The sequence below is a fragment of the Sphingobium sp. WTD-1 genome (assembly GCF_030128825.1).
In the GTDB taxonomy this organism is placed as follows: domain Bacteria; phylum Pseudomonadota; class Alphaproteobacteria; order Sphingomonadales; family Sphingomonadaceae; genus Sphingobium.
Genome location: NZ_CP119127.1, coordinates 4,840,303 through 4,865,924, shown reverse-complemented (window position 1 = coordinate 4,865,924; position 25,622 = coordinate 4,840,303). Strand labels below are relative to the sequence as shown.

The following is a 25,622-nucleotide window of genomic DNA, read 5'->3' as shown; positions in this document are numbered from 1 at the left end:
ATTGGCCGGTGGGCCTGTAAAGATATTTGTAAATCCACCGGAAAAGCTAATGCCGAGCAAAAATAATACAACGGAAATTAAGGTCCATATCAACAGCAGAGGCATGGATATTTTGTTCACAAGTATTTCCTTGTTTCCGTGATCCGGTCCGCTTCGTGATGGGGCTAGACCAAAAGCAGACCGTCGCCTACCCACCCAACTCCGCCGTACCGGTGGAGAATGATCAGGTTCGCTCCAGGTTGCTGCATCCCGCAGTCGGATGTTTTCCTTCTTCGCGACTTTGATCAAGTGGTCGGAGCGCGTGGCAGGAAGCGGGGCATGCGGGTGTGGAACAGGGCGATCAGGTTTGCATCCATGAATTCGTAATCGTCCGGTATGTCGAGGCAGACGATCCTTGTGCCGCCCAGCGCGGCGCGGAAGCGTTGCTGGATCTTGCTGCGGTGGGTCCTTTCCATCACGAAGATGGTGTCGGCCCAGCGCAGCATCTCATCGTCCAGCGGCGTTCCTGCATCATGGTTGGTGCCCGCAGACAGGGTTTCGATGCCCGGATGGTCAGCAAAAATGTGTTCGGCGGTCGGGCTGCGCAGCTTGTTCTGGCTACAGACGAAGAGATAATGCCGGCCCCGTTCCCTCACTTGCCATAGCCGGTCATGGAGAAGGGGCGGGCCTTCACGCCGATCGCCCATGTCTTGTTGGGTGTCGCCTGCATGGTGAAGCGCAGTTCGCCGCCGGCGCGGATTTCCGCGTCGGTGATGTAGCCGCGATCGAGCGCCTTGCCGTTCAGCGTCACCCGGCCGACATAGGGATTGGCGTCGGACAGGCCGTCGGCAATCACGGTGAAGCGCTGGCCGCTGGGCAAGGTCATGTCCGCGCGCTCCACGAAGGGGCGGCCGATCACATATTCGTTGCTGCCGGGCGCGACGGGATAGAAGCCCAAGGCGGTGAAGACGAGCCAGGCGGACATCTGGCCCAGATCGTCATTGCCGGCCAGGCCCTCGGGCGTGGGCTTATACTGGCTGTCGACGATCTGCTTCAGGCGCTCCTGGGTCCGCCAGGGCTGGCCCGCATAGCTGTAGAGATAGGCGACATGGTGGCTGGGTTCGTTGCCATGGATATATTGGCCGATCAGGCCGGAAATATCCTCGGCATGGCTATAGTCGATCTTGCTATTGTCATAATCGAACATGGCGTCGAGCTTGGCGACGGTCTTCGCGTCACCGCCCAGCAGGCGGAACAGGCCACCCTGATCATGCGGCATGAACCAGCTATATTGCCAGGCATTGCCCTCCGTATAGTCGCTGCCATAGTTGATCGCGGTCGGATCGAAGGGGGTGCGGAAAGATCCGTCGGCCTTGCGTGCGCGCAGGAAGCCGGTCTTGGGATCGAAGCTGTTGCGCCAGTATTGGGCGCGCTTCTCGAAGCGCTCTGCCGTGGCGGTGTCGCTCAACTGGTGGGCGAGGCGGGCGATGGTCCAGTCGTCATAGGCATATTCGACCGTCTTGGACGCCGCTTCCGGCTCGCGGTCGATGGGGACATAGCCAAGCTTCATATAGTCGCCAAGGCCGCCATAGGGGGCATAGTCGGCGCTGGCGACCATCGCCTTGAGCGCGGCGGCGCAGTCGATGCCCCTGATCCCTTTCAGGCAGGCGTCGGCGATGACCGGGACGGCGTGATAGCCGATCATCGTCCAGGTTTCCTTGCCGCCAAACTGCCAGACGGGGAGGATGCCGAACGGGCTGGTCTTTTGCCCCGCGACCAGCGAGTTCACGAAATCGGCATTTTTCGCTTCGGGCTGGATCAGCGTCAGCAGCGGATGTTCGGCGCGGAACGTATCCCACAGCGAGAAGGTGGAATGCATGGTGAAGCCGGTGCCGGCATGGACCTGATCGTCCGGCCCGCGCCAGCGGCCATCGGCATCGCCCCAGACGCTGGGCGCCATCAGGCTGTGATAGAGGGCGGTGTAGACATTGGTGCGCATCGGCTTCGGCGCGTCGATCTGCACCGCGCCCAGCGCATCGTTCCAGGCGGTGCGGGTTTTCGCGCGGATCGCGTCGAAATCGCCCGGTTCGCTGGCGAGGTTGGCGATGGCGCCATCCTCGTCCACGCCCGACAGCGCGACCTTTGCCTCCAGCGGTTTCGCCAGCGTGCCGAAGTCGAACAGGGCCACCAGCGCGCGGCCGGAGAGGGAATCCAGCGTCTCGGGGCCGCGACCTGGCCCTTTGAAGCCCTTGTAGATTATATCCTTTTCGGTGCTGACAAGCTGGTGGCCGGTCAGCGGCGCGGAAAAGCGGATGGCGAAGAAGATGCGCCGCGGCGTGGCCCAGCCGCGCACCTCGCGTGATCCGGTAATCGTGCCGTCGGGGCGGATGCGGATCGAGGACCAGAGGATCTTGTCGGGATAATCATAGATGATCGAGCGCAGGTCGAGCACCAGATGCGCCGCCTTGCCGGTGGGGAAGGCGTAGCGGTGGACGCCGACACGGGTGCCGGCGGTCATTTCCGCACGTACGCCCGGATCGGTCAGGGTGACGGCATAATAGCCGGCCGAGGCGACCTCATCGGCCTTGTGCGAGCGGAAGCCGGGGGTCTTGTCGTCGCCGGCCTCCAGCGGGACGGTGTCGCCGCTGACCGGCATCACCAGAAAATCGCCCAGGTCGCTATGGCCCGCGCCCGAGAAATGGGTGTGGGAGAAGCCGAGGATCACCGGGTCTTCGTGGCGATAGCCGGCGGCCCAGTTATAGGTCTGGCGCGCCGGGCCGACATGGGTGTCGGGCGAGAGCTGGACCATGCCGAAGGGGGCTACGGCGCCGGGGAAGGTGTGGCCTTCGCCCGATGTGCCGATGAAGGGATCGACCGCATCGACCGGCGCGGAAGGCGTTTCGCTGGTCTGGGCGGAAAGGGCGGTGCCGCCGAGCAGGGCGGCCAGCAGGACAGGGCGAGCGATGCGGGTCAGGATCATGGGGCTGGGTTAAATCATGGCCGGGCGGCCGGGCCAAGCCGATAGCGGCAATTTTCTGTCCCCAAGAAAGGCTGGGCTGGCGTCGGCGGGTTTGGCTGGCTAGCTATTGGGGGTAATGAAAAGAGCGTTGATCGTCCGACATGTGCCGCGCGAGGGTGCGGCAGGTTATCTCCAGCCGATCGAGGCGGCCGGCTATCAGATCGAGCGGATCGATGTGGCCAGCCCCGATTTCGCCGATATCGACCTGACCGAGCCGGACCTGCTGATCATGATGGGCGGGCCGATGGGCGTCTATGAGCAGGATGTGCATCCCTGGATACCGGTGCAGATCGGCAAGCTTTCCGCGCGGCTGGCGGCGGACCGGCCGACGCTGGGCGTGTGCCTGGGCAGCCAGATGATCGCGGCGGCGCTGGGTGCGCGGGTCTATCCGGGTGGGCATATGGAACTGGGCTTTGCCCCGGTCAGCGTCAACGCAGCGGGGGCAGGGTCGCCGCTGCGCCATATCGACGGGGTGCCGGTGCTGCACTGGCATAGCGACACGTTCGACCTGCCCGACCAGGTCGAACTGCTGGGGTCGACCGATCGCTATGCGCATCAGGCTTTCCGCCGCGGGGCCAACCTGCTGGCGTTGCAATTCCACGCCGAAATGGGCGAGGATCCGCGCTTCGAGGATTGGCTGACGCATTTCTGGGCCGATCTGGACGTGGCGGGCCAGTGCGGCATCGCGCTGCGTAAGGATCATGACGATCATGGGCCGGGCGCGGTGGCGGCGGGTCGGACGATGATCGGCGAATGGCTGGCGGGGATCAGGGCTTAAGATACTGATCTTCGCTCGCTGCGAGCGTGTGGGCTATCTGGCTAGGCGGTGTTGACAAAAGCTTTCAGCCATAGTCGCGCGGCAGCGAGGTTGATGAAGCTCTCGAACGACAGGACGGTCTTGTCGTAGCGGGTGGCGATGCGGCGCTGCTGCTTGAGTTTGGCGAACATGCGCTCGACACGATTGCGATCCTTGTAGCGCCGGTAGTCGGGATGGGCCGGCACCTTGCGGTTGGAGCGCGGCGGGATGACGGGCAGGATGCCTCGCATGAGCAGGTTCTCCCGGAACCTGTCGCCATCATAGCCTTTGTCGGCGAGCAGCGCCCTGGGCTTGGGCAGCGGCAGGTTCATCAGATCGTCGGCCGCCGTATAGTCCGATGCCTCGCCGCCGGTAAGGATGAAGCCGACAGGGAGGCCCTGATTGTCACAGCGGGCGTGGATCTTGCTCGTAAAGCCGCCGCGTGATCGACCAAAAGCCTGCGCACAAGCCCCCCTTTTCCGCCCGCTGCCGAGACGTGGCCGCGAACCGTGGTGCTGTCGATCATGTGCTGCCAGTCGTCGGTGAGGCCCAGATCGACCAACGTTTGCAGCATGGCGTCCCAGACGCCTTGCTCCGCCCAGCGCCGGAACCGGACATAGACCGAGTTCCACTTGCCATAGCGCTCGTGCATGTCGCGCCACGGGCAACCGACCCGCAGCACATGCAGCATGCCATTGAGAAAGCGCCGGTTATCGCCGGCCGGTCGGGCATGCCTCCCACGCTCGGACGGGAGTAGCGGCCCGATCAACTCCCACTCCGCGTCCGACAAATCCCCTCGATCCATGACCGCTCCCCAAAGAGCAGCCTTGAATCAGAACACGCACCGATTGGGAATCCCTTTTGTCAACGCCGCCTAGGCGGTGTGGACAATTTGGACAGTCTGCGAGCGACCATTTCTTGCCCTTGGTGAGTTCAATCGCGCATCTTGAAACCGGACATTGCGGCAAGAACCCTTTTACCGTTAGATGGAACCGCCAGCGTGACGGAATTGGTAGACGTATCGCTACAGCGATCCTCGCCGTTAGGTGAAGGTGCGGGTTCGATCCCCTGCCGCTGGCATCAATCGACCAATGTCGGTCATCTAACCTGCCTTTCGTCGCACTCCGAAGCGGACGGTTTTCACTTCTCCGAAACAGCCGCGTTACCGATAAATCCGAAGTCCAAGCGTTCAAGGGCGGAGGCGTAGCCGACTATCGCTAACAGGTTAGAATAGCGTTCCATAAAATCCGCCGGGTTATTATCGTTGTGAGGCGGATCGAAGACAATGACGTCACCAGAAACTCGCAACGCGGTGCCGGGCTTTAAGCCCCCATGTGTTTCGAGGGCCTTCGCGTATTCGCGCAAATTTTGGAATTTCCGACGTTCTGGAAAAGCTTCCAATAGGCCCTTTTCTTCGAGAGATGCCTTGAAGCCATCTAAAGCCTGCGAACGAGCTAGTTCGGAAGCATATTCATTGTAAGCAACATGCATATTTCGATCTTCAAATGTTACGATCTCGTATCCAGAAGCATCTTTGATGCATTTGAAACGATCCACAGTTGCACCAGCATTTGGTCGAATTACAATTTCTATGCTTTGAAGATGAACCTCATATTTTACCGATAAGCCCTTCGCATTAAGGCCGCACTCAATCAATCGCTGCTCAATGACCTGTTCTTCTGAAGGAGGCAATGCTGGTGGCATATCAATCATACTGCGACGTTCTCCGATGCACATATGACCGATAGCTTCTAACCCACCGAAAAACACACGATTTCGGACAGGTGAATAGGCAATTCAGCGGGTATTATGACGTCGCCAGCATTGCTCAGTGTTGTGGAACCAAGAGTCACTGGCGGATTGAGGATGTGTCCGACAACCTCGTTTAAGGGCTTTCCGGCATGGCAAAATGACCTTTATCGGCCTATGCTTTCCCGTAAGCCGCCAGTCAGCTTCCCACCCAATTTCGCCGTCCCAGCGGAGGGCGGAGGCATATTCTCGACAGCTTCAGCCTCGCGCCATGCCGGTGAGGTGATCGAGCAGCGCGTTGCCATTGGCGGTCCAGGTGAAGCGCAGGGCGGCGGCGCGGACGGCTTCGCGTTCGGGCGGGTCGGCCAATATGTCGGCGATCGCTTCGGCCAGGGCTTCGGGTTCGCGATCGACGATCCTGCCGGCTTCGGGGCGGTCGAGCAGTTCGCGGGCGCCGCCGACATCGGTGATGACGATCGGCGTGCCGCAGGCGAGCGATTCCACCCAGGCATTGGCCAGCCCTTCGGATTCCGACGGCAGCGCCATCACGTCGGCGGCGGCATAGAGGCGCGGCAAACGGTCGTGCGGCACCGAGCCGAGGAAGCCGATGCGCCGTTCGACGCCCAGTTCCTGCGCGAGATTTTCGAGCATCCGGCGATATTGGCCCTGACCCGCGAGCAGCAGGGTGGTGCCGGGCAGCAGCGGCAGGGCGCGGACCAGAATATCCTGCCCCTTGCGCGGGATGAGTGCGCCGACGCAGAGGATCAGCGGCCCTTCGAAACCGAGCGCGGCCTTGGCCTGATCGCGGTCGGCGATTTCGAAGCGGTCGAGATCGACGCCGGTATAATGGACCCGGATCTTGTCGGCATCGATGCCCATCCGGCCCATGGAACGGCGCATCGCGGCCGAGACGGCGAGCAGGCCGGCGGCGCCGTCGGCGGCGCGCTTCACCATCTTCTTGGTGCCGCGCTGCGTACCCCAATGATGAATGTCGGCGCCGCGCGCCTTGACCGAATAGGGGATGCCGAGCGCCTTCGACAGGCGCTGGGCCACCGGACCATCGGGGAAGAAGAAGCTGGCGTCGATGACGTCGAACGGGGTCTGGGCGTGCAGCCGCCTGACCAGTGGCAGGATCGCGCGGGTCATGGTGAGGACATTGGTGCGGCCACCGAATTTCGGGATGATCGGGAAGGTCGGCCGATAGACGGTGAGATCCTTCCACCTTTCCTTGGGTGGCAGGGCGCGCAGCGGGGCATAGCGGCCGGCGCGCGACAGCGGCCAGGGCGGCATGCCGATCGGGGCGACAACGGTGACGCTGACGTCGGGGCGGCTCGCCAGTTCGCGCGCCTGTCGCTCGACGAAAACGCCAAAATTGGGCCGGCTCATGTCCGGGAAGAGCGTGGAAAGCGTGAGGACGTTGAGTGTCATGGGCCTTCCCTACTGCAGGTCGGTTAAGCGAGGCTTAGGCGTGGCGGGGGCGCTTGGCTATAGCCGTCGGACGAGTTGCACCGCCACTGCGCCCCAGGGTGGGTCGGTCAGCACCTGTTGCCGGGCGCCATGGCCGAGCGGCAATATCTGGAGCCGGTCGCCCTCGCGGCCGATGAGGCGGCCGAACAGGAAGCGGCCGGCGGGGCGGGGGAAGAGGACGTCGCGGTTCAAGGCGCTGGCGAAATCGGCCGGGGCGATACGACGGCACCAGATGGCGTCGCCGCTGCGATAGTCGCCGATGCTGGCATTGACCTGGATGCCGATCATGCCGTCGGCGGGCACGGGCGGCGGGAAGGACAGGGCGCGGACGGGCGCGCGCGCGCCCTCCGGCCCGAGCAGGGCGGCGACGGGCACTTCGCTCTGGCCGGGCAGGGCGACCAGTTCCGCGCTGGTGACGCCGAGCGCATCGGCGATGCGGTTCAGCCATTTGACCGAGACGGTGCGGGTGCCGGTTTCGAGCCGGCCGATGGTCTGGGCGGTGGTGGGCGGCACGCAGAGCAGGCCCACCTGTTCCAGCGTCAGGCCCTTGGCCTTGCGGACCTCGCGGATGCGGGTGATCATGGCTGTCCTCGGGTTGATAACCTATTTGGTTTTCTCTTTCCTACAGATTATCCGCCGTGGCAAGCCCCTGGCCTTTCCCACCCTGTCAGGAGATGCCGCCATGGCCGCCCAGTTTGTCGAACAGATGATCGAAGACCCTGCCGGTAAGATGCAGTCGGTGAAGCTGCATCTGGGGGAATCGCCGCTCGCCTGGCTGCATGCGCGCGGCCATGTGAGCGACCGGCAGCTTGCGGCGGGGGAGCGGCTGCGGCGCGACTGGGAGCAGGCGGGACTGGGCGCGCGGGTGACGATGCGCTGGGACGGGGCACCGGCGGAGCGGCGACGGGGCGGCGCAGCGGCGAGGCCCGATCCGAGCGCTGCGCAACTTTCGGCCCGCGAGCGGTTCGACGGCGCGGTGCGGGCGGCGGGGCCGGGACTGGCGGACATATTGTGGCGGGTGGTGTGCGCGGGCGAAGGGCTGGGACCGGCGGAGCGGGCGCTGGGCTGGCCCAGTCGCGCGGGCAAGCTGGTGCTGGGACTGGCGCTCGACCGGGTGGCGGACTGGTATCGGGTAGGGTGAGGGGGGGCTAAATGAACCGTTCGGGCTGAGCGAAGTCGAAGCCTTCGGCCGAGCGGCGCGAGGCGATGACTTCGCCTTCGCTCAGTCATGCCCTTCGACTTCGCTCAGGGCGAACGGAATAAATATGCAGCGGCCCGTAGCGCCTAGGCCATGAACCCCGCTGCGCTCGCTACCCATCCCAACCCCTCCCTGGAAGGGAGGGGCGAGGTATGTTTGCATTCAGGCGATGAACCCTGCGCCGAGGAGCAGGAGCAGCTTCACGTCCATGGCAAAGCCCTGTTCGCGCCAGGTGGCGATCTGGTCCGGCAGGGCGGCGAGGGGGACGCGGTGGACGCGGATATCCTCGCTGTCGACGCCGCCGCCTTCACCGGTCTTTACCAGATCATGGGCGCGGAACAGGGTGAAGCTTTCCGAGACCATGCCGGGCGAGCTGAAAAATTCGCCGAGCGATTCGAGGCGACCGGGGAGATAGCCGGTCTCCTCCTCCAATTCGCGGCTGGCGGCGAGGCTGGCGTCCTCGCCGGCGTCATGATCGCCGACCAGGCCGGCGGGCAGTTCGATGCAGCGCTTGCCGAGCGGCACGCGATATTGATCGACCAGCAGGACATGGCGGCCGTCCGCATCCTCGTCGATCGCCAGGATGACGGCGGCGCGGATGCCGCGGGCGCGGCCGACATATTCCCATTTGCCGCGCTTTTTGGCAGTGATGAAGCGCCCGGTCCACATGACTTCCTCGGGCGCGTTCCAGTCATTGTCGCTCATAATTCGATCAGTCTGTCCGGCAGTTCGTTGATGTCGTCGGCGGCGCGGGGGAAATGCGGCGCCAGGATCGCGCCGACCCGGCCGATGGCGAGGGCAAGGCCTTCGCCCGGCCGATCGTCGCGCACCGCATCGATCAGCAGCGCCATCGCCTCGCCCCAGGCTTCGGGGGTGACGCGATCATTGATCGCCTTGTCGGCGACGATTTCGGCGCGATGCTCGTCGAGCGAGAGATAGATGAGGACGCCGGTGCGGCCGGCGGTGCGGGCCTCGGCAGCGGCGCGGAACAGCAATATGGCGCGGCGGCGGACCCGGCGGGCCTTGGTCGCGCGCGGGGTGAGCGCCATGCGCAGCGGCATGATCGCCAGCAGATAGCGCACCACCAGAAAGTCGAGGATCAGGTCGCCGAGCAATAGGGTCAGCATCTTCCAGTCGGCGACCTGATGGTCCCAATCGCCCAGCAGCCGGCCGGCCAGGTCGCGCAGATAGTCCGGGAAGAAGGCGAAGAAGGCGAGGACGACGAACACGGTGCCGATCGCCCAGTGCAGGCCGACATCATGATAGGCGTCGGCCCGGCGGGCGACGATCGGCACGATCTCGCCCGATGTCTTCTGTTCGGCCTCCATCACGGCGGCCGAGACAAGGTCATGATCGCGTTCGCTGAACTGTACCGGCTTCACCAGCTGCCTCCCGCACCGCCGCCGCCGAAGCTGCCGCCACCGCCGGAAAAGCCGCCGCCATCGCCGCCGCCCCAGCCACCGCCGCCACTGCCCCAACCGGAACCGCCGCCGCTGCCCCATCCGCTGTCGGACGGGCCCCAGATGATGACCGGGCCGGCACCGCCGCGATAGCGGCGACCGCGGCCGCCGCGGCTGGCGAACATCGAGATGCCGACGATGACGATCACGATGACCCAGAAGACCAGCATGACGGCGCCGCCGCCGCTGTCACCCTTGCGCTGCTCCGCCTCGGCTGCGGCGGCGCGCGCCTTCGCCTCCTCGGGCGGCAGGGTCAGCAGGGTGGCGAGTTCGTTGACGCCCGCATCGATGCCACCGGGAAAGTCGCCCGCCTTGAAGCGCGGGATGATGGCGGTGCGATAGATGCGCGAGGCGAGCGCGTCGGTGACGATACCCTCGACACCATAGCCGGTGGCGATCCACACCTTGCGCTCGTTCGGGGCGACCAGCAGGATCGTGCCGTCGTCCTTTTCCTTGCTGCCGATACCCCAGCTGCGGCCGAGCTGATAGGCATAGTCGCCAATCTCATAGCCCTGGAGGTCGGGCACGGTGGCGACCACCACCTGCCGGCCGCTCTGCTTGTCGAGCGCGGCCAGCTTGGCGGTCAGCGCCTGTTCCTGCTGCGGCGAGAGCAGGTTGGCGGCATCGACCACCTGACCGGTCAGCTTGGGAAAGGTCTGTGCCTGCGCCGCCGGTATGAAGACCAGCAGCGCAAGGACCAGCAGCAGGCGCCTGAGCATCGTTATCGGCTCAGTTGCCGAAGTCGACCTTGGGCGCTTCTTCCGCGCCGGGCGTGACTGCCTGGAACGGAGCCATCGGCTTTGCGCCATGGATCAGCTTGGCGCCGATCGCGTCGGGGAAGGTGCGGATGCGGGTATTATAGGCCTGCACCGCTTCATTATAGTCGCGGATCGAGACGGCGATGCGGTTTTCCGTGCCTTCCAGCTGCGACTGGAGCTGGAGGAAATTCTCGTTGGTCTTGAGGTCGGGATAGGCCTCGACCGAGGCGAGCAGGCGGCCAAGGCCCTGGCTCAGCTGTGCCTGGGCGGCCTGATATTGCGCGACCTTGGCCGGATCGGACAGGTCGGCAGCGTTGATCTGGATCGAGGTCGCCTTGGCGCGGGCTTCGGTCACGGCGGTCAGCGTCGCCTGTTCCTGCTTGCCGGCGGCCTTGACCGTGGCGACGAGATTGCCGGTGAGGTTGGCGCGGCGCTGATATTGCGCCTGGACGTCAGCCCATTTGGCCTTGGCATTTTCCTCGGCAGTGGGGACGCTGTTGATGCCGCAGGCGGACAGCGCAAGTGCGCCCATGACCGGCAGCAAAAGGCGGGAGAGGCGACGCGGGAAAAGCATGGAACATCCTCGGCTCTGTTTCGCTGACGGAAATAGGGCGTTGTCGGATGCCGTGCAACGGGCCATGCAGAGTTTATCGAAGGCGAGACAAGAGGTTCATCATGGGGCTGATTTCGGAATTCAAGACGTTCATCAATCGCGGCAATGTCATGGACCTGGCGGTTGGTGTCATCATCGGTGGCGCGTTCGCCACCATCACCAAGTCGCTGACCGATGACCTGATCATGCCGGTGGTCGGCTATCTTTTCGGTGGCGCTGACTTTTCGGGCTACTTCCTACGCCTGGGCGACTTGCCCGAGGGGTTCAAGGGTAATCCCAACAGCTATGCCGACCTGAAGGCGGCCGGTGTCGCCATGTTCGGCTGGGGTCAGTTCCTCACCGTGCTGGTCAATTTCATCATCCTGGCCTTCATCATCTTCCTGCTGGTGAAGCTGGTGAACAAGGTTCTGGCCAAGCCCGAGGAAGCGCCGGCGCCGGCCGTCACGCCCGAGGATATCGTGCTGCTGCGCGAGATTCGCGACTCGCTGAAAAAATAAGCGATTGCGACGAACCGAGGCCCTGATGGGAACCATTGGGCGCGCGGCCGGTTGATCGGCGTCAGGGTTCGGGATGGCATGGATCGTCCCGAACCTCGTGTCGAACATGTCTGCCCTGAGGGGGCGCAACAGGAGAAAACGCTGTGAAAAGCTTCGTCGCAATCCTTGGCCTTGCCAGCATGGTCTCGCTCGCCGCGTGCGATTCCAAGCAGGAAAACAAGGTCGAGAATGCCTACGAGAATCAGGCGGACGCTCTCGACAACCAGGCCGCGAACATGGAAGCGATGGCCGACAACCTGTCGGGCAACGCCGAAAACGCAGCCGAAAATGCGGCCGACGCGCTGGAGAACAAGGCCGACGCCACCCGCGAGGCGGGCGAGGCTGCCGCCGACGCGGTGGAGAAGAAGCAGCACTGATCCGCTGCGGCATCGATATCGTGCCAAAGGGGGCGTCGCGCTTGCGGCGCCCTTTTTCTTTGCCGGCTCTCGCCTTTAACGGCCCCTTAACCACGGCCGGCCATGGTGCCCTCGCGCGCATCCAAAGGTCGTGGGAATGGACGAGTTACTTCAGGAATTCATATCCGAAACGCAGGAAACGCTGGAGGCCCTGGCGGGCGAAGTCGTCGCCTGGGAGGCCAATCCGGGCGATAGCCAGCGGCTGGACGCCATTTTCCGCTTCTTCCACACGGTCAAGGGGAGCTGCGGCTTCCTCAATCTGCCGCGCTTCGAGAAATTGAGCCATGCGGCCGAGGATGTGCTGTCGGAGATTCGCGCCGGCCATCGCAAGCCCGATCCCGCGACCGTCAGCGCGGTGCTGGCGATCATGGACCGGATCGGCGAACTGGCCGAGGCGGTGGCCCGCGGCGCGGCGCTGCCCAACGAGAATGACGAATATCTGATCGGCGCGCTGACGCAGGTGGAGGCGCCGGCCGCGCCAGCCGAGGAAGCGGAGCCCGAAGAACCGGCGGCCCCGGTCGCCGCCGTGCGCCAGGGCCAGGCGCTGCGCACCATCCGCCTGCCGCTGTCGCTGATCGACCAGCTGATGAACGGCGTGTCGGACATGGTGCTGGCGCGCAACGAATTGTCGCGCAAGCTGCGCGACCGGTCGGCCGACCCCGAACTGGACAGCGCGTTCGAGCGGCTGTCCACCTGTGTCGCCGACATGCGCGACGTGATTTCCAAGACCCGCATGCAGCGGGTCGAGCGCCTGTTCGCGGCGATGCCGCGCATGGTGCGCGACCTGAGCCGCGATCTGGACAAGCGGATCGAGCTGAGCCTGGAAGGCGGCGATGTCGAGATGGACCGCGAAATGGTGGAGATGGTCGTCGACCCGCTCACCCATATCGTGCGCAACAGCATCGACCATGGCATCGAGACGCCCGAGCGGCGGCGCGCGGCGGGCAAGCCGGAGGCCGGCCGGTTGCGGCTGGAGGCGCGCCAGTCGGGCAACCAGATCGTGATCGAGATCAGCGATGACGGCGCCGGCATCAACAGCGCGCGGCTGGTGGAAAAGGCGATTGCCGCCGGGCGGCTGACGCCCGACGCGGCGGCGCGGATGACCGAGCAGGACAAGCTGGACCTGATCTTCCAGCCGGGGCTGACGACGGCGGCCAAGGTGACGGCGGTGTCCGGCCGTGGCGTCGGCATGGACGTGGTGCGTGCCAATATCGAACGGATCGGCGGCGTCATCGCGCTGGACAATCATCCGGGGCAGGGGCTGCGCATCACGCTGCGCGTGCCGCTGACGCTGACCATCATTCCGGGCCTGATCGTGCGCGCCGGCGGCCTGCATTTCGCGATCCCGCGCGCGGCGGTGGTCGAGATACTGCACGACAATAACGAGATGATGCAGATTGCCGATGTCGGCGGCGCCAAGATCGCGACGATCCGGTCGCTCCGCCATTCGATGATCGACCTGGAAGATGTGCTGGGCATGGCCAAGCCGCAGCAGGTCGGTCCGCGCGCCGTGATGGTGGTGCGATCGGCGACCGGCGTGCCCTTTGCCATGGGCGTGTCCGCGGTCGAGAATCATGAGGAACTGGTGATCCGTCCCGCATCGCCGCTGGTGATGGCGAGCGGCGTCTATGCCGGCATGACCCTGCCCGACAATGGCAAGCCGATGCTGCTGCTGGATGCGGCGGGCCTGGCCAATGCGGCGCGCCTGCCGAACTTGATCGACGATCGCGCCCATGCCGCGCAGGCTGATGCCGCCGCGCAGGAGGCTGGCGTCGAAATGGTGGCGGCCCTGCGTTTCGAGGAATTGTCGGGCGAACGGCGCCTGCTGCGCCTGTCGCTGATCGAGCGGGTCGAGGATATCGACGCCAGCCTGTTCGGCCGGTCCGGCGGCCAGGCCTTCGTCCGGCTGGACGAGCGGCTGGTGCCGGTGGTGAACGGCTGTCACGCCTTTGCCGAGGACAAGGTTTGTGCGCTGCGCTTGCGCGATGGCAGCCTGGAAGCCTGCTACCCGGTCGCGACGGTGCTGGACATCGTCCAGATGCCGCTGGTGCCCGACATGGTGGCGATGCACGGCGTATTGAGCGGTGTTGCGGTGGTCGATGGCGAGCATCTGGAGGTCATCAACCCCTTCGCCCTTTTTGCCGCATTGCCGCAGGAGCCGATCGCTCCGCAGAGCCGGGGCCGTTGCCTGCTGGCCGATGCGGAGGATGGCTGGACCCGCGAGATATTGGCGCCGCTGCTGCGCCAGGCCGGGCATGAAGTGGTGCTGGGACTGCCGGGCGATGCCGTCGATGCGCAGGATATCGTGCTCTATTCGGCCGGCGATGTCGGCCAGGTGGCCGAGATCATGGGATGCCGTGTGGTGCATCTGCGCGCCACGCCGCGGGCCACCGGGCCAATGGATGCCAGCATCTACCGCTATGACCAGGACGCGCTGATGGCGGCGCTGTCCGGCACGCGCGGATAAGGGGAAGAGCGATGGAGCAACTCTATCTGTTGGCGACGCTGGCCGGCGCCCGCATCGCGGTCGATGCCAGTGAGGTCGAGGCGGTGGTCAAGCTGACCGAAATATCGCCGGTGCCCGGCATGGGCGTGCATGTCGCGGGTCTTTCCGCACTGCGGAGCCGGGTGCTGACGATCATCGATGTCGCCGCGCTGATTCATGGGCGCGCGACGCCGGCCGACCAGCGCGATCTGGCGATCATCGCCAATATCAGCGGCCATAGCTATGGCCTGATGGTCGATGGCGTGTCGGATATCTGCCGTGTGCCCGAGGGCGAACTGCCGCTGCGCGGACAGCTGGATTCGGCCTGGATGCCCTTTGCGCGCGGCGTGGTGGAGCATGAGGGCGTGCCCCATCTGCTGGTGTCGCTGGCCGGCTTCATCGAGGCCGGTGCCCAGGCACAGGCGGCCTGATCGCTTGGCCGCGTCGTTTACCATTTCCTCGCCTTTCGCGTTTACGCCTCTCCTCCCGGCACGTAAAAATCAAAGGGACGCTTCATGAAGAACTGCCTGGTCGTCGATGATTCCAAGGTCATCCGCAAAGTGGCACGCCACATATTGGAATCGCTGGACCTGGCCGTGACCGAAGCGGTGGACGGGCAGGATGCCCTGACCCAGTGCGAGGCCAGCCTGCCCGACGTGGTGCTGCTCGACTGGAACATGCCGGTGATGAGCGGGATGGAATTTCTGCAGGCGCTGTCGGCCACCAAGATGGAGGCCCGGCCCAAGATCATCTTTTGCACCACGGAAAATGGCATCGGCCATATCAAGGCGGCGGTCGAGGCCGGGGCCGACGAATATGTGATGAAGCCGTTCGACCGCGAGACGCTGGAGAGCAAGCTGGCGATCGTCGGGGTCATCTAGGCCCGGTTCCTCCCTTCGAGGATATCGCCGTCTTTCCCAGCCTCTTCGTTCTGAAAGCCCGTCAATGACCGCCTTCGTGCCGACCATGGTCAGCCTCGACAGCCACACCGCTCCTGCGGTGCGCACGCTGGTGGTTGACGATTCGGTGGTGGTGCGCACGGTGATCGAGCGCATCCTGAACGCCGATCCCGGCTTCACCGTCGTCCACAAGACCAACAGCGCGGAAAATGCGCTGCGCTATCTGGCCGAACATAGCGTCGACCTGGTGCTGCTCGACATCGAACTGCCGGGGCAGAGCGGCCTGGCCGCGCTGCCCGCGATCCTGCGATCGAACCCGCAGGGCAAGGTGGCGATCCTGTCGGGCCGCTGCGAGGAGGGCAGTGCGGCGGCGATCGAGGCACTGGCGCTGGGCGCGAGCGATATTCTCTCCAAGCCGGGCAGCGGCAGCTTTGGCGAGCAATTTCCCCAGGCATTGATCGATCGGCTCGGCCGGCTGTTCGGCGGCGAAGCGCCGACGGCACCGGCGCAGCGGTCGTCCATGGTTCCGCCCGCTCATGCGCCCAGCGCAGCGGTCGAGCCCCTGGCCTGCCTGGGCATCGGGGCGTCGACCGGGGGCATCCATGCGCTCAGCCAGTTGTTCAGCGGCCTGACCGCGCCGCTGGGCGTGCCGATCCTGCTGACCCAGCATCTGCCGGTCAGTTTCACCGTCTATTTCGCGCAGCAACTGGCGCGCATGACCAGCCTGCGGGTCAAGGTGGCGGAGGCCGGCGATCAGCTGGCGCCCGACACCGTCTATGTCGCGCCGGGCGACGCCAATCTGCTGTTGCGGCGCGGGCTGCATGGCCGGGTGAGCGTGGTGCTGGACCCGGAACGGACGCCGTCGGGCAATCTGCCGGGTGTCGATCCGATGTTCGCCGCCATGGCCGATGTCTATGGCGCGGGTGCGGCGGGGATCGTGCTGACCGGCATGGGCCGCGACGGCACGGCCGGGGCGCGGGATATCGTGGCGGCGGGCGGCTGGATCGTCGCCCAGGACGAACCAAGCAGCGTGGTATGGGGGATGCCGGGATCGGTTGCGGGGGCGGGGCTGACCTGTGCCCTGATGGAACCCCATGCGATCATGGATTTTGTCGCACGACGCGGAAAGATGAACGACTGATGGCCTTGCCTCCTGCCAGGATGGGATCGGGCGCTGCCCGGATTTTGACGGGTCTGCTGGAAGCACGGACTGGTCAGGTTCTGTCCGAGGGGCGGGCCTGGCGCATGGAGACGGCGCTCAAGCCGGTGCTGCGCGACCATGGGTTTCAGGATATCGACGAACTGGCCGGCAAGCTGCTGCGCAGTCGCAATCCGCGCCTGGACGAGGATGTGGTGAACGCGCTGTTGAACAATGAAAGCAGCTTCTTTCGCGATTTGCAGATATTCGACCTCATCCACCGGCAGATATTGCCGCGTATCCAGGAGGAGCGGGGCGACCGGGTGCTGCGGATCTGGAGCGCGGGCTGTTCGACCGGGCAGGAAGCCTATTCGCTGGCGATCCGCTTCAGTAATGAGGCGGCGCGCTGGGCTGGCTGGCGGATCGAGATATTGGCGACCGATATTTCCAGCGCCGCGATCGACCAGGCGCGCAGCGGCGTCTTTTCGCAGATGGACGTGCAGCGCGGCCTGCCGATCGGCGACCTGATCAAATGGTTCGAGCCGGCGGGCGATGACTGGCGCGCGAACCCGGAGCTGCGACGGATGATCGATTTCCGGCAGGATAATCTGTTCGCCGCGCGGGTGCCGACCGGCGCCTATGATCTGCTACTGTGCCGCAATGTGCTGCTCTATTTCTCGCCCGAACGGCGCCAGAGCGTGTTCGACCTGCTGGCCCGGCACAGCCATGACCGGTCGGTGCTGCTGCTGGGTGCGGGCGAGACGGTGATCGGCCAGAGCGAGGAATTCGTGCCGCATACCGAATTTCGCGGCAGCTATGCGCGGCGGAGCCAGCCGGCCGATGCCGGCAATTCGGCCCGGCGCGCGGGCTAATCGTCCGCCGATCATTTACCACGCTTGATTGCCGCGCCGGTCTCGGCCATGATTCCGCCTGTGGCTGCATGACGCGGCGCGACGCAGGGCGGAACAGGGCGTGAGACTGGACTTTTCGTGGTGACAGGCCCTTTGCGATGACCGACATCCCCATGATCGAGACGCCGTCGCCCAATTATGACGAGCGCAGCCTGCCGATCACCATGCTGGTGCTCCATTATACCGGCATGCCGGACGCGGCGAGCGCCATCAACTGGCTGGCCAATGCCGAATCCAAGGTGTCGGCCCATTATGTCGTGACCGAGGATGGCCAGATCATTCGCATGGTGGCCGAGGACAAGCGCGCCTGGCATGCCGGCCGGTCGCACTGGCGCGGCATCGATGATGTGAACAGTGCCAGCATCGGCATCGAGATCGTCAATCCCGGCCATGAATGGGGCTATCGGCCTTTTCCCGAGGCGCAGATGGGATCGCTGATCCCGCTGGTCCACGACATCGTCCAGCGCCACCGGATCACGCGCGGCAATATCGTCGGGCACAGCGACATTGCGCCCGCGCGCAAGCAGGATCCGGGCGAGCTTTTCCCCTGGGCGCAACTGGCGCGGCTGCGGCTGGCGCTGCCACGACCGACCAAGAATCTGATGGACCCGCACTGGACCGACAGCGGCTTCATGCTGGCCCTAGAACGTTTCGGCTATGACATTGCCGAGCCGGAGCCGGCGGTCGTCGCCTTCCAGCGGCGCTTCCGCCCGGAACTGATCGACGGCGTCATCGATGGCGAATGCCGGGCGATTTTGCTCGCCCTGTTGCTGCCCAAGCCGACAGGGGATGACTGACCCGATTTTTGCACCTATAGGCGCCTGTGCCAGAGGGCCGGGCGGCCGCGGCGTGGCGGGTAACTTCCACGGCGAGGAAAGTCCGGGCTCCACGAAATGACGGTGCCGGCTAACGGCCGGCTGGAGTGATCCAAGGGACAGTGCAACAGAAAGCAGGTCACTAAGGCTTCGGCCCAGTGAAATTGAAAGGGTGCGGTAAGAGCGCACCGCGTCTGCGGCAACGCAAGACGGCACGGTAAACCCCACCGGGAGCAAGACCGAATAGGGGCGGCGCGCAGCTTGACTGCTAGGTCTGTTTCGACTGAGACCGCCCGGGTTGGTTGCTTGAGGGACGGAGCAATCCGTCCCCTAGAGGAATGGTCGCCTATCCCCCTTGGGGGTGGACAGAACCCGGCTTACAGGCCCTCTGGCATTTCCCCTGTTGCGAGGTTATCGCAATAACCGGTCCGCGGTCTTGGGGGGATTCGGTTTGCGTAACAGATATTTGGCCTTGCTGATGGCGATGGCCGCCATGCCCGCTATCGGGCATGCGATGCAGCAGGCGGCGCCGGCAGCGCCTGCCCCCGCGCCCGCAACGCCCGCGCCCGCAACCGGCACGATCCAGCAATTGTTCGAGCAATCGACACAAGCCACCGAGGCGGCGGACTATCCCCGCGCGCTCGAAATCCTCACCGCGCTCGAAGGCCGGGTGGTGCGCAACCCGCGCAGCCTGGCGATCGTGCGCGTGCGCAAGGCGATGGTGCTGGCGGAACTGTCGCGCTGGGCCGAGGCGCGCGACCTGCTGAACCAGGCGGCGCCAGCCCTGCCCAGGGATGATGCCAGCCTGTCGACCGACCGCTATCGTGCCGCCTACACGCTGGGCCGCGTGTCGATGGGCGACCTCGACTATGTCGGCGCGCTGGCCCATTTCAGCGCGGCGCTGGCCGAAGCGGAGGGGCCGGCGGCGCGCATCCAGGCGCTGTTGGGACAGGCGCAGGCCGGTACGTTCGTCGATCCGGCCGAAGCGCTGAAGGCCGCCGAAGCGGCCAATGCCATTGCCGCCGCAGACCCCAAGATGTTCGACAAGGCGTCGCTGGCGCATATCGACCTGATCCGGGGGCGGGCGCTGCTCAATCTGGGCCAGTTCGATCCTGCGGAAAAACTGTTCGCGCGGGCGGTGAAGCAGCAGGGCGGGCTGACCACCAGGGTCGATTTCGATGATCTGGTGACCCGGTCGGATGCGTCGATCGCCGCCATGCTGGCCGGCCATCGCGACACGGCGCGCAATTATCTGGTCTATACCGGTGCCGGGCGCATGCCGCAGCAGGACTTCACCCAGGGCGCGGACATGGCGCTGCCGCGCTGTGGCGAGGATGGCGTCCAGCCCGAGGATTATGCCGTGGTGGAATTTGGCATCAGCGACAGCGGCGCCGTTTCCTATGCGCGGCCGGTCTATGGATCGCGCCCCGGCCCGTCGGCGCTGGCGTTTGCGCGGGCGGTGCGGGACTGGTCGTGGCGGCCCGATGACGTAAAGAATATCCCGGCGCTGTTCCGGTTCGTGACGCGGCTGGAACTGCGTTGTTCGACGGCGGAAGGCGGCCCGTCGATGCTGGCGGGGCCGACCAAGGCGCTGGGCGACTGGCTGGAGGCCAGGCGCGTCCCCGGCCCGGTGCTGGACAATGTGCCGATGACCCGGCAGCGCGCCCTGCTGTTGCAGCAGGCGCAGCTGATCCGCAGCCAGAAGGGGGATGCGGCGGTGGAACTGATGCCGGTGCTGATCCCGCTGCTGGCAGGATCAATGGCCGCGCGCGAGGATGTCGAGACCTATGGCCCGCTGCTGCGCCGGGTGGTGCGGACGGCGGATGCTCCGCCGCTGGCGCAATTGCTGGTCGACCGCCTGGTCCATGATGCCGCCGAGCATGTGGATATCCGTATCCGGGCCGATTCCCCCTATGCGTTGCGCGCCGCCGACTATCAGGCCGATGCGGATGCACGAGCGACCTTCGCGCTCCTGGCCTATGATGATCTGAGGCCCCGAGAAAAGGCCGGGTCGCAGGCGCTGCTCAACGCGGTGATCGATGATGGCGCCTTGCCGGCCAATGATCCGCTGCGGGTAGCGGCGCTGGTGCGGCGGGCGAGCCTGCAGGCGACCGGCGGTAATCTGGAAGCGGCACGGGCCGACTATGCCGCGACCGGATTGTCGGCGCAGCAATGTTCGATCGTCGATGCCAAGCCCAGCCTGCGCAGCGCGCCGGTATCCTCCGCCGATTATCCCACCGACATGGTGTCCGTCGGTGTCGAGGGATGGACGCGGGTCCAGTTCGACATTGCGGCGGACGGCACGACCCGCAACCAGCGGGCGGTCATCACCTATCCGCCGATGATCTTTGGCACCAACGGCACGAAGATCGTGACGCGGGCGAAATATGAGCAAAGCTATCGTCCCGATGGCGGCCTTGGCTGCGGCGGCAACATGCAGGGCGTGACTTTCCGTCGCTAATCCCGGCGCGGGGCTGGCTTTCCGGGCGCGGCTTCCCTAATTTGGTCCGATGGCAAGACAGAGCCGATCCAATGACTGGGGTTTTCCCCGCTGGCGTGCCTATGGCGCGACGCGGGAAGCGCAGCGCGTGCGCATCTGCGACCGTTTCGGCTGTGACCAGCCGGGTAACTGCCCCGCGCCCAAATCGCCCAACAGCCCGGACCGCTGGTATTTCTGCAGCGAGCATGCGGCCGAATATAACCGCAACTGGGACTATTTTCAGGGGCTGGACGAGGAAGAGCGGGCCGAGCGCGAGCGCACCGAACGGCGCGATGCCGGCGGCTATCAGTCGAGCGCCCATCATGGCTGGGGCGGTCCCGGCGACGGCAGCCGGTCGCGCGACGAGATGCACGCGCTGCAGGCGCTGGGGCTGGAGGATGACGCCGATTTCGAGGCGGTGCGCAAGAGCTGGCGCAGCCTGGCCAAGGAATATCATCCCGACGTGAAGCCGGGCGATGCCGAGGCGGCGGTGCAGTTCCAGACGATCCAGGCCGCCTATGAGGTGCTGCGCGCGGCCGAGGAACGGCGCACCTGGAAGCCGCGGGGCGCCAGCGATTGAAGGATCATGTCCGGTCCAACTGGCATAATGCCGTGCTGGTCTGCCGCAAATGCTCGAAGAAGCTGGACGGCGGCTTTGGCAAGGATGGCGAGGAGCGGCTCGCCAAGGCGCTGCGGCGGCATCTGTCGCTGAAGAAGGGGCGCAAGGCGGCGGCGGGCATCATCGAGGTGAATTGCCTGGGCGTCTGTCCCAGGGGCGCGATCACTGTGGTCAATGGCGCCGCCAGCCGCGACTGGCTGCTGGTGCGGCCGGGGGCGGATCTGGACGCACTGGCGGTGGCGCTGGACCTGCCGGTGCAGGCGGAACCACAGAATCCGGGCTGAGTTACGCAAAATGCGTAAATTCGCGAGCGTTTGTTAAACCTATCCTTACCAACATTTCTAGGGGGATGCCATGCGGATATGGCTTCCTTCCTCGCGCGGTGCGGTGCTGCTGGCCCAACTCGCGATCATCCTTCTCGGTCTCGCCCTGCTTTACGGCAATCCGCCGGCGCAGGGGCGCATCCTGCTGATCCCGATCACGGCCGGTGCGCGCGCGCATCTGGTGCCCGATGCGGTGGCGCATGGCGCCCGGCTGGTGGCGAGCGGACGCCTGCCCGGATCGATGGTGGTGGAGGGGCAGCGCGACGCGCTGCTACCCTTGTTGCGGGGCGGCATATTGCCGCTGCGCGCCTTTGCCGCGGCCTGTGGCGAACCGGTAGGAGGACTGGCCTGATGGCGTTCAACAGTCTCGACAGCCTGCGCCTGCATGGCCTGCGCATCCTGTTGCTGTGCAGCCTGATCTGGACCGTGCTGATCGGCATCGGCGGCATGATGATCGGCAATGAGCGGGCAGCGCCCGCCATGCTGCTGTCGGCGCTGGCCAATATCCTGCCGACCTGGATGGTGATGCGGCGTCGCAACGATCTGGAAGTGCGGCTGGTAATGGGGACGCTGGCGGCGGTGCAGCCGGCAATCACCCTGTTCCTGCTGAGCGGCCATGTCTGGCAGATGGACGCGCACATGTATTTCTTCGTGGCGCTCGCCTCGCTGGCGGTGCTCTACGACTGGCGGCCGATCCTGCTGGCGTCGGTGCTGATCGCGCTGCATCATCTGGTGCTGACCTATATCGCGCCCAATTGGGTGTTTTCGGGGCAGGCGGAGCTTGGCCGGGTCATCGTCCATGGCTTTGCGGTGGTGCTGCAGGGCACGATCCTGGGCTATCTCAGCATCAAATTGCATGCGCTGCTGCTGGCGCAGGACGCGCATGTGGCGGATACCGCCCGGCTGGCGCGGGAAGCGCAGGCGGGGCGCAATGCGGCGGAATCGGCGATGGATGCCCAGCGCCAGTCCGACGCGCGCGAGGCGCATCTGCGGATCGAACGAGACGCCGAAAAGACACGGATGGGGCAGGAGCGGCGCAGCGAGACGCTGGCGCTGGTCGGCGCCTTCCGCCAGTCGGTGGCGGGCGTGGTGAGCGCGGTCAGTGCGGCGACGGGCGAACTCAAGGAATCGGCCGGTTTGCTGCATGATCTGGCGCGCCGCGCGAGCGTGGGCACGGACGAGACGATGGCGGCTGCGGGGCAATCCTCGGCCAGCGCGGCGGTGCTGGCGCGGCGGATCGAGCAATTGTCCGAATCGATCAGCGCGATTGCGGCGGCGGCCAGCCAGCAGGCGAGCCTGGGCGGCGAGGCGCAGCGCGTGTCGGTGGCGGGTCATGAGGCGATGCAGGCGATGGAAGGGCGCACCGCGTCGATCACCAGCTTCGCCGATTCGATCACCGAGATTGCTGCCCGCACCAATTTGCTGGCGCTTAATGCCACGATCGAGGCGGCGCGGGCCGGCGAGGTCGGGCGCGGCTTTGCGGTGGTGGCCGGCGAGGTGAAGCAGCTGGCCAACCAGACGGCGAGTGCGACCGGCGAAATCCAGTCGCTGGCCTCGTCCGCGCGGCAGGGCGCCGGGGTGGCGCAGGAAGCCCTGTCCGAGGTCGCCGGGAGCGTCGAGGAACTGGCGCAGGCGGCGCAGGCGATCCAGCGTGCGGTGGCCGACCAGCGCGATGCGACTGCAGCGATCGGCCAGTCGGCGCGCGATACCGCCCGCGACGCCGATCATATGGCGCAGCGCATGGCGACCGTGGCCGATGTCGCGCGCAATACCGAAAATCTGTCCGATCGCGTGTCGAGCGCGGCGGCTGGCCTGTCGCGCACCGCGCAGGAGTTGCAGCGCGCGACCGACCTGTTCGTGGCGCAGCTGGAAGCGGCCTGATCGCCGGTCAGCCGGCGCGCGCTATCTGGCCGGTTGCCTGGTCATCGAGGGAGCGTGCCAGCGGATAGAGGATGCGCTCCTCCCGATCGATCCGCCGGCCGAGGGCATCCAATATCCGGTCGCTGTCGGCGCAGAAGCCGCGCCAGTCGCGGGTGATCCGCTCGTCCGTCCAGGCGGCCATGTAGCGGGCGAAGCTCTCGGCCAGCGCGCCGATTTCGGCCTGGATGCGCGCGGCGGTGGCGCGGATGCGATCGTCGCCCTGGCGCTGGAGCGCGGGGTAGAGGATGCGGTCTTCCAGCGCGAGATGGGCCATCAGCTTGCGCGCCAGTTGCCAGCGCAGCGCGCTCACCGCCCGAGGCTGGTCGGGATCAGCGATCGCCTGGCGCAGTTGCGCGGCGATCAGGGCGATCTCCTCATGCTGCGTGCCCAATTCGTCCATGTTCATCGCGATCATCCTCCCTGCGCCGTGCGATCATGCGTCGGCCGGCGTTAAGAGGGGATTGGAGCGCAGGGCGGGCAAAGCGCGCAAAGCCTGTAAAAAAAAGACCGCCCGGCGCCTGCGCACCGGACGGTCTTTCTGTCATCGATCCTGTGGATCAGGCCCCGATTGGAGCCTCCCGCGATCAGGCCGGCTGGTCGGCGCGGCTGGCGCCCTGGCCGTCGAGATTGAGGGCCGCGAAGTCCCAGTTGATCGCTTCCTTCAGCAGCTTTTCGGCATAGGCCGGGCGCAGGTTGCGATAGTCGATGTAGTAAGCATGTTCCCACACATCGAGGATCAGCAGCGGGGCGTGGCCTTCATGCGCGACCGGGGTGTCGGCGTCATGATAGCTGGTCACTTCCAGCTTGCCGTCCTTCAGGATCAGCGCGGCCCAGCCGCTGGCGAAGTGGCCGACGGCCTCTGCCTTGAGCTTCTCGATCAGCGCGTCGACCGAACCGAAGGCTTCCTCGATCTTGGCGAGCAGTTCGCCGGTCGGGGCGGTCTTCACCGGCGACAGCGAGTTCCAGTAGAAGGTGTGGTTCCAGATCTGGCCGACCTGGTTGAACAGGCCGCCCTTGGACGACTTGATCAGCTCGACCAGCGACTTGCCCTGCAGGCTTGCGTCGGCGGCGACCAGTTCATTGGCCTTCACGACATAGGCATTGTGATGCTTGCCGTGGTGGAAGTCGAAGGTTTCGACCGACAGGATGTCGCCAAAGGCGTCCTTGGCATAGGGAAGATCGGGCAGAACAAAGGCCATGGCGGAACTCCTCGGGTTCGTTATGGGGCGGCTCGCAGTGATGGTTGCGATGCCGGTTTATCATATGGTCCATGCGGGGCGTGGACGCCTCCGTCGCTTCCCATATGCGCACCCAACGCCCAAGAAAACCAATATGTGCCTATTGCGAAACGATCGCAGAAACAGGCGGTTGGCGGGGCTTTGGACGGGATGGGTCAGCATGGCGGCGGGCGGTGTTTCTTGACAGGCGGGGCCGTGCCGAACATGATCGCCACCATGCCGTTCAAGGTCATCTTTGCACGCTTCCGCCATCATGGGGGACAGCTTCTCGCGGGCCATCCGCCCCGGACCTGACAGGCACGCTGCCGGCAGGTCCGGGGCACCCTTCTTGACGCTTTGCGCCCGAGGATCGGGCGCGCACCCCTATCAGGAAGTTTTCCCATGACCCTGCAACAGAAGTGGGCGGCCGTGCCGCCGATCCATATTGTCGAATCCGAAGCCGACATGATTTCAGATCTCGCCTGGGCGGCGCGCGACCGCTTCCCCGACGTCAGCCAGCTGTTGCTGGAGGAGGTCGGCCGGGCGCAATTGTGCAGCCGGGCGGCGCTGCCGGCCGATGTCGCGGCAATGGGATCGACCATCCTCTATCGCGATGGCGCGCGCGGGACGCCGCGCCGGGTGGAGCTGGTCTATCCCAGCCATGCCGATGTGGCGCTGGGCCGGATATCGATCCTGACGCCGGTCGGAGCCGCCTTGATCGGGATGCGGGCGGGCAACGCGATATTGTGGCCGGACCGCGACGGCCATCTGCGCGACATCATGGTAGACGAGGTGGTTCAGGCGCAGGCCTGAACCACCCGGATC

The 25,622-nt window shown here is 65.5% G+C and carries 27 protein-coding genes, 1 other RNA gene and 2 pseudogenes; 18 read left to right on the top strand and 12 right to left on the bottom strand.

What is annotated here, in order from left to right; translation table 11 throughout:
* Window positions 1-284: 284 nt before the first annotated feature.
* Window positions 285-635, bottom strand: coding sequence for a low molecular weight protein tyrosine phosphatase family protein (locus tag N6H05_RS24170; protein ID WP_284112034.1), 351 nt, complete (start codon window positions 633-635; stop codon window positions 285-287).
* Entirely contained in the window at window positions 632-2,959 is a 2,328-nt protein-coding gene (locus N6H05_RS24165; RefSeq protein WP_284112033.1) for a GH92 family glycosyl hydrolase, read from the bottom strand. Before N6H05_RS24165 ends, N6H05_RS24170 begins: the two co-directional genes overlap by 4 nt.
* A 115-nt stretch (window positions 2,960-3,074) precedes the next feature.
* Here N6H05_RS24165 and N6H05_RS24160 point away from each other — a divergent pair, with 115 nt between their 5' ends.
* The gene (locus N6H05_RS24160) at window positions 3,075-3,776 is read left to right on the top strand and encodes a glutamine amidotransferase (RefSeq protein ID WP_284112032.1); all 702 of its coding nucleotides are present in this window, start codon (window positions 3,075-3,077) and stop codon (window positions 3,774-3,776) included.
* A gap of 41 nt (window positions 3,777-3,817) precedes the next feature.
* Here the strand turns inward: N6H05_RS24160 and N6H05_RS24155 are convergent.
* A pseudogene (locus N6H05_RS24155) lies at window positions 3,818-4,599 on the bottom strand (IS5 family transposase).
* A gap of 189 nt (window positions 4,600-4,788) precedes the next feature.
* Here N6H05_RS24155 and N6H05_RS24150 point away from each other — a divergent pair.
* Window positions 4,789-4,874, top strand: a pseudogene (locus N6H05_RS24150).
* Window positions 4,875-4,934: 60 nt separating this feature from the next.
* Here N6H05_RS24150 and N6H05_RS24145 read toward each other — a convergent pair.
* The 3 genes from N6H05_RS24145 to N6H05_RS24135 all read right to left on the bottom strand — a co-directional run bounded on the left by N6H05_RS24145 (window position 4,935) and on the right by N6H05_RS24135 (window position 7,592).
* Complete coding sequence (locus N6H05_RS24145; RefSeq protein WP_284111397.1) at window positions 4,935-5,507, bottom strand: hypothetical protein; 573 nt, start codon at window positions 5,505-5,507, stop codon at window positions 4,935-4,937.
* Window positions 5,508-5,801: 294 nt separating this feature from the next.
* Window positions 5,802-6,971: a glycosyltransferase gene (locus tag N6H05_RS24140; RefSeq protein ID WP_284112031.1), complete on the bottom strand. Its 1,170-nt coding sequence runs from the start codon at window positions 6,969-6,971 to the stop codon at window positions 5,802-5,804.
* Between the two features lie 57 nt (window positions 6,972-7,028).
* On the bottom strand, window positions 7,029-7,592 hold the full coding sequence (locus N6H05_RS24135; RefSeq protein ID WP_048938403.1) for a helix-turn-helix domain-containing protein: 564 nt from the start codon (window positions 7,590-7,592) through the stop codon (window positions 7,029-7,031).
* Between the two features lie 100 nt (window positions 7,593-7,692).
* Between N6H05_RS24135 and N6H05_RS24130 the strand changes: the two genes are divergently transcribed.
* Window positions 7,693-8,151 (top strand): DUF6456 domain-containing protein, encoded by a 459-nt coding sequence (locus tag N6H05_RS24130; RefSeq protein WP_284112029.1) that lies wholly within the window; start codon window positions 7,693-7,695, stop codon window positions 8,149-8,151.
* 219 nt (window positions 8,152-8,370) lie between these two features.
* On the opposite strand, the gene N6H05_RS24125 is transcribed toward N6H05_RS24130, so the two are convergent.
* The 4 genes from N6H05_RS24125 to N6H05_RS24110 are packed head-to-tail and all read right to left on the bottom strand — an operon-like array spanning window position 8,371 to window position 11,000.
* On the bottom strand, window positions 8,371-8,913 hold the full coding sequence (locus N6H05_RS24125; RefSeq protein ID WP_284112027.1) for an NUDIX hydrolase: 543 nt from the start codon (window positions 8,911-8,913) through the stop codon (window positions 8,371-8,373).
* A complete protein-coding gene (locus N6H05_RS24120) occupies window positions 8,910-9,590 on the bottom strand; it encodes a TPM domain-containing protein (RefSeq protein ID WP_284112026.1) in 681 nt (226 codons plus the stop codon). Before N6H05_RS24120 ends, N6H05_RS24125 begins: the two co-directional genes overlap by 4 nt.
* Window positions 9,587-10,387 carry a TPM domain-containing protein gene (locus N6H05_RS24115; protein WP_284112025.1) on the bottom strand — a complete coding sequence of 267 codons (801 nt, stop codon included), beginning with the start codon at window positions 10,385-10,387 and terminating at the stop codon, window positions 9,587-9,589. Before N6H05_RS24115 ends, N6H05_RS24120 begins: the two co-directional genes overlap by 4 nt.
* A 10-nt stretch (window positions 10,388-10,397) precedes the next feature.
* Window positions 10,398-11,000 (bottom strand): LemA family protein, encoded by a 603-nt coding sequence (locus N6H05_RS24110; RefSeq protein WP_004210411.1) that lies wholly within the window; start codon window positions 10,998-11,000, stop codon window positions 10,398-10,400.
* Window positions 11,001-11,101: 101 nt separating this feature from the next.
* Between N6H05_RS24110 and mscL the strand changes: the two genes are divergently transcribed.
* From mscL to N6H05_RS24040, 14 genes are all read left to right on the top strand, one after another.
* Window positions 11,102-11,536: a large conductance mechanosensitive channel protein MscL gene (gene mscL, locus N6H05_RS24105; protein WP_004210412.1), complete on the top strand. Its 435-nt coding sequence runs from the start codon at window positions 11,102-11,104 to the stop codon at window positions 11,534-11,536.
* Between the two features lie 143 nt (window positions 11,537-11,679).
* Window positions 11,680-11,952: a hypothetical protein gene (locus tag N6H05_RS24100; RefSeq protein WP_004210413.1), complete on the top strand. Its 273-nt coding sequence runs from the start codon at window positions 11,680-11,682 to the stop codon at window positions 11,950-11,952.
* A 136-nt stretch (window positions 11,953-12,088) separates the two neighbouring features.
* Window positions 12,089-14,458, top strand: coding sequence for a chemotaxis protein CheA (locus tag N6H05_RS24095; protein WP_284112023.1), 2,370 nt, complete (start codon window positions 12,089-12,091; stop codon window positions 14,456-14,458).
* A gap of 11 nt (window positions 14,459-14,469) precedes the next feature.
* Window positions 14,470-14,907 carry a chemotaxis protein CheW gene (locus N6H05_RS24090; RefSeq protein WP_004210415.1) on the top strand — a complete coding sequence of 146 codons (438 nt, stop codon included), beginning with the start codon at window positions 14,470-14,472 and terminating at the stop codon, window positions 14,905-14,907.
* An 84-nt stretch (window positions 14,908-14,991) separates the two neighbouring features.
* Window positions 14,992-15,357, top strand: a complete 366-nt coding sequence (locus N6H05_RS24085) for a response regulator (RefSeq protein WP_284112022.1) — start codon at window positions 14,992-14,994, stop codon at window positions 15,355-15,357.
* 64 nt (window positions 15,358-15,421) lie between these two features.
* Window positions 15,422-16,516, top strand: coding sequence for a chemotaxis protein CheB (locus N6H05_RS24080; RefSeq protein ID WP_284112021.1), 1,095 nt, complete (start codon window positions 15,422-15,424; stop codon window positions 16,514-16,516).
* A complete protein-coding gene (locus N6H05_RS24075; protein ID WP_284112020.1) occupies window positions 16,516-17,385 on the top strand; it encodes a CheR family methyltransferase in 870 nt (289 codons plus the stop codon). Before N6H05_RS24080 ends, N6H05_RS24075 begins: the two co-directional genes overlap by 1 nt.
* A 137-nt stretch (window positions 17,386-17,522) precedes the next feature.
* Window positions 17,523-18,221: an N-acetylmuramoyl-L-alanine amidase gene (locus tag N6H05_RS24070; RefSeq protein ID WP_188083018.1), complete on the top strand. Its 699-nt coding sequence runs from the start codon at window positions 17,523-17,525 to the stop codon at window positions 18,219-18,221.
* 29 nt (window positions 18,222-18,250) lie between these two features.
* An RNA gene (gene rnpB, locus N6H05_RS24065) (RNase P RNA component class A) lies at window positions 18,251-18,635 on the top strand.
* 97 nt (window positions 18,636-18,732) lie between these two features.
* The gene (locus tag N6H05_RS24060; RefSeq protein ID WP_284112019.1) at window positions 18,733-20,700 is read left to right on the top strand and encodes a hypothetical protein; all 1,968 of its coding nucleotides are present in this window, start codon (window positions 18,733-18,735) and stop codon (window positions 20,698-20,700) included.
* A 49-nt stretch (window positions 20,701-20,749) separates the two neighbouring features.
* Window positions 20,750-21,298 (top strand): J domain-containing protein, encoded by a 549-nt coding sequence (locus N6H05_RS24055; protein ID WP_004210421.1) that lies wholly within the window; start codon window positions 20,750-20,752, stop codon window positions 21,296-21,298.
* A complete protein-coding gene (locus N6H05_RS24050; RefSeq protein WP_284114305.1) occupies window positions 21,271-21,621 on the top strand; it encodes a (2Fe-2S) ferredoxin domain-containing protein in 351 nt (116 codons plus the stop codon). Before N6H05_RS24055 ends, N6H05_RS24050 begins: the two co-directional genes overlap by 28 nt.
* Window positions 21,622-21,691: 70 nt before the next feature.
* Window positions 21,692-22,012, top strand: a complete 321-nt coding sequence (locus tag N6H05_RS24045) for a hypothetical protein (protein WP_284112018.1) — start codon at window positions 21,692-21,694, stop codon at window positions 22,010-22,012.
* Window positions 22,012-23,541: a methyl-accepting chemotaxis protein gene (locus N6H05_RS24040; protein WP_284112017.1), complete on the top strand. Its 1,530-nt coding sequence runs from the start codon at window positions 22,012-22,014 to the stop codon at window positions 23,539-23,541. Before N6H05_RS24045 ends, N6H05_RS24040 begins: the two co-directional genes overlap by 1 nt.
* Before the next feature lie 7 nt (window positions 23,542-23,548).
* Here the strand turns inward: N6H05_RS24040 and N6H05_RS24035 are convergent, their stop codons facing one another.
* Window positions 23,549-23,995 carry a hemerythrin domain-containing protein gene (locus tag N6H05_RS24035; RefSeq protein WP_284112015.1) on the bottom strand — a complete coding sequence of 149 codons (447 nt, stop codon included), beginning with the start codon at window positions 23,993-23,995 and terminating at the stop codon, window positions 23,549-23,551.
* 169 nt (window positions 23,996-24,164) lie between these two features.
* The gene (locus N6H05_RS24030; RefSeq protein WP_099233746.1) at window positions 24,165-24,779 is read right to left on the bottom strand and encodes a superoxide dismutase; all 615 of its coding nucleotides are present in this window, start codon (window positions 24,777-24,779) and stop codon (window positions 24,165-24,167) included.
* Between the two features lie 420 nt (window positions 24,780-25,199).
* Here N6H05_RS24030 and rnk point away from each other — a divergent pair, with 420 nt between their 5' ends.
* On the top strand, window positions 25,200-25,610 hold the full coding sequence (gene rnk / locus N6H05_RS24025; protein WP_037516172.1) for a nucleoside diphosphate kinase regulator: 411 nt from the start codon (window positions 25,200-25,202) through the stop codon (window positions 25,608-25,610).
* The last annotated feature ends 12 nt before the right edge of the window (window positions 25,611-25,622 follow it).

Bases quoted from the DNA above. Each gene is read 5' to 3' on its own strand.
- N6H05_RS24165 (WP_284112033.1), bottom strand. From the start codon at position 2,959: ATGATCCTGACCCGCATCGCTCGCCCTGTCCTGCTGGCCGCCCTGCTC.
- N6H05_RS24160 (WP_284112032.1), top strand. From the start codon at position 3,075: ATGAAAAGAGCGTTGATCGTCCGACATGTGCCGCGCGAGGGTGCGGCA.
- N6H05_RS24145 (WP_284111397.1), bottom strand. From the start codon at position 5,507: ATGATTGATATGCCACCAGCATTGCCTCCTTCAGAAGAACAGGTCATT.
- N6H05_RS24140 (WP_284112031.1), bottom strand. From the start codon at position 6,971: ATGACACTCAACGTCCTCACGCTTTCCACGCTCTTCCCGGACATGAGC.
- N6H05_RS24135 (WP_048938403.1), bottom strand. From the start codon at position 7,592: ATGATCACCCGCATCCGCGAGGTCCGCAAGGCCAAGGGCCTGACGCTG.
- N6H05_RS24130 (WP_284112029.1), top strand. From the start codon at position 7,693: ATGGCCGCCCAGTTTGTCGAACAGATGATCGAAGACCCTGCCGGTAAG.
- N6H05_RS24125 (WP_284112027.1), bottom strand. From the start codon at position 8,913: ATGAGCGACAATGACTGGAACGCGCCCGAGGAAGTCATGTGGACCGGG.
- N6H05_RS24115 (WP_284112025.1), bottom strand. From the start codon at position 10,387: ATGCTCAGGCGCCTGCTGCTGGTCCTTGCGCTGCTGGTCTTCATACCG.
- N6H05_RS24110 (WP_004210411.1), bottom strand. From the start codon at position 11,000: ATGCTTTTCCCGCGTCGCCTCTCCCGCCTTTTGCTGCCGGTCATGGGC.
- mscL (WP_004210412.1), top strand. From the start codon at position 11,102: ATGGGGCTGATTTCGGAATTCAAGACGTTCATCAATCGCGGCAATGTC.
- N6H05_RS24095 (WP_284112023.1), top strand. From the start codon at position 12,089: ATGGACGAGTTACTTCAGGAATTCATATCCGAAACGCAGGAAACGCTG.
- N6H05_RS24090 (WP_004210415.1), top strand. From the start codon at position 14,470: ATGGAGCAACTCTATCTGTTGGCGACGCTGGCCGGCGCCCGCATCGCG.
- N6H05_RS24085 (WP_284112022.1), top strand. From the start codon at position 14,992: ATGAAGAACTGCCTGGTCGTCGATGATTCCAAGGTCATCCGCAAAGTG.
- N6H05_RS24080 (WP_284112021.1), top strand. From the start codon at position 15,422: ATGACCGCCTTCGTGCCGACCATGGTCAGCCTCGACAGCCACACCGCT.
- N6H05_RS24075 (WP_284112020.1), top strand. From the start codon at position 16,516: ATGGCCTTGCCTCCTGCCAGGATGGGATCGGGCGCTGCCCGGATTTTG.
- N6H05_RS24070 (WP_188083018.1), top strand. From the start codon at position 17,523: ATGACCGACATCCCCATGATCGAGACGCCGTCGCCCAATTATGACGAG.
- N6H05_RS24060 (WP_284112019.1), top strand. From the start codon at position 18,733: ATGCCCGCTATCGGGCATGCGATGCAGCAGGCGGCGCCGGCAGCGCCT.
- N6H05_RS24055 (WP_004210421.1), top strand. From the start codon at position 20,750: ATGGCAAGACAGAGCCGATCCAATGACTGGGGTTTTCCCCGCTGGCGT.
- N6H05_RS24045 (WP_284112018.1), top strand. From the start codon at position 21,692: ATGCGGATATGGCTTCCTTCCTCGCGCGGTGCGGTGCTGCTGGCCCAA.
- N6H05_RS24040 (WP_284112017.1), top strand. From the start codon at position 22,012: ATGGCGTTCAACAGTCTCGACAGCCTGCGCCTGCATGGCCTGCGCATC.
- N6H05_RS24035 (WP_284112015.1), bottom strand. From the start codon at position 23,995: ATGATCGCGATGAACATGGACGAATTGGGCACGCAGCATGAGGAGATC.
- N6H05_RS24030 (WP_099233746.1), bottom strand. From the start codon at position 24,779: ATGGCCTTTGTTCTGCCCGATCTTCCCTATGCCAAGGACGCCTTTGGC.
- rnk (WP_037516172.1), top strand. From the start codon at position 25,200: ATGACCCTGCAACAGAAGTGGGCGGCCGTGCCGCCGATCCATATTGTC.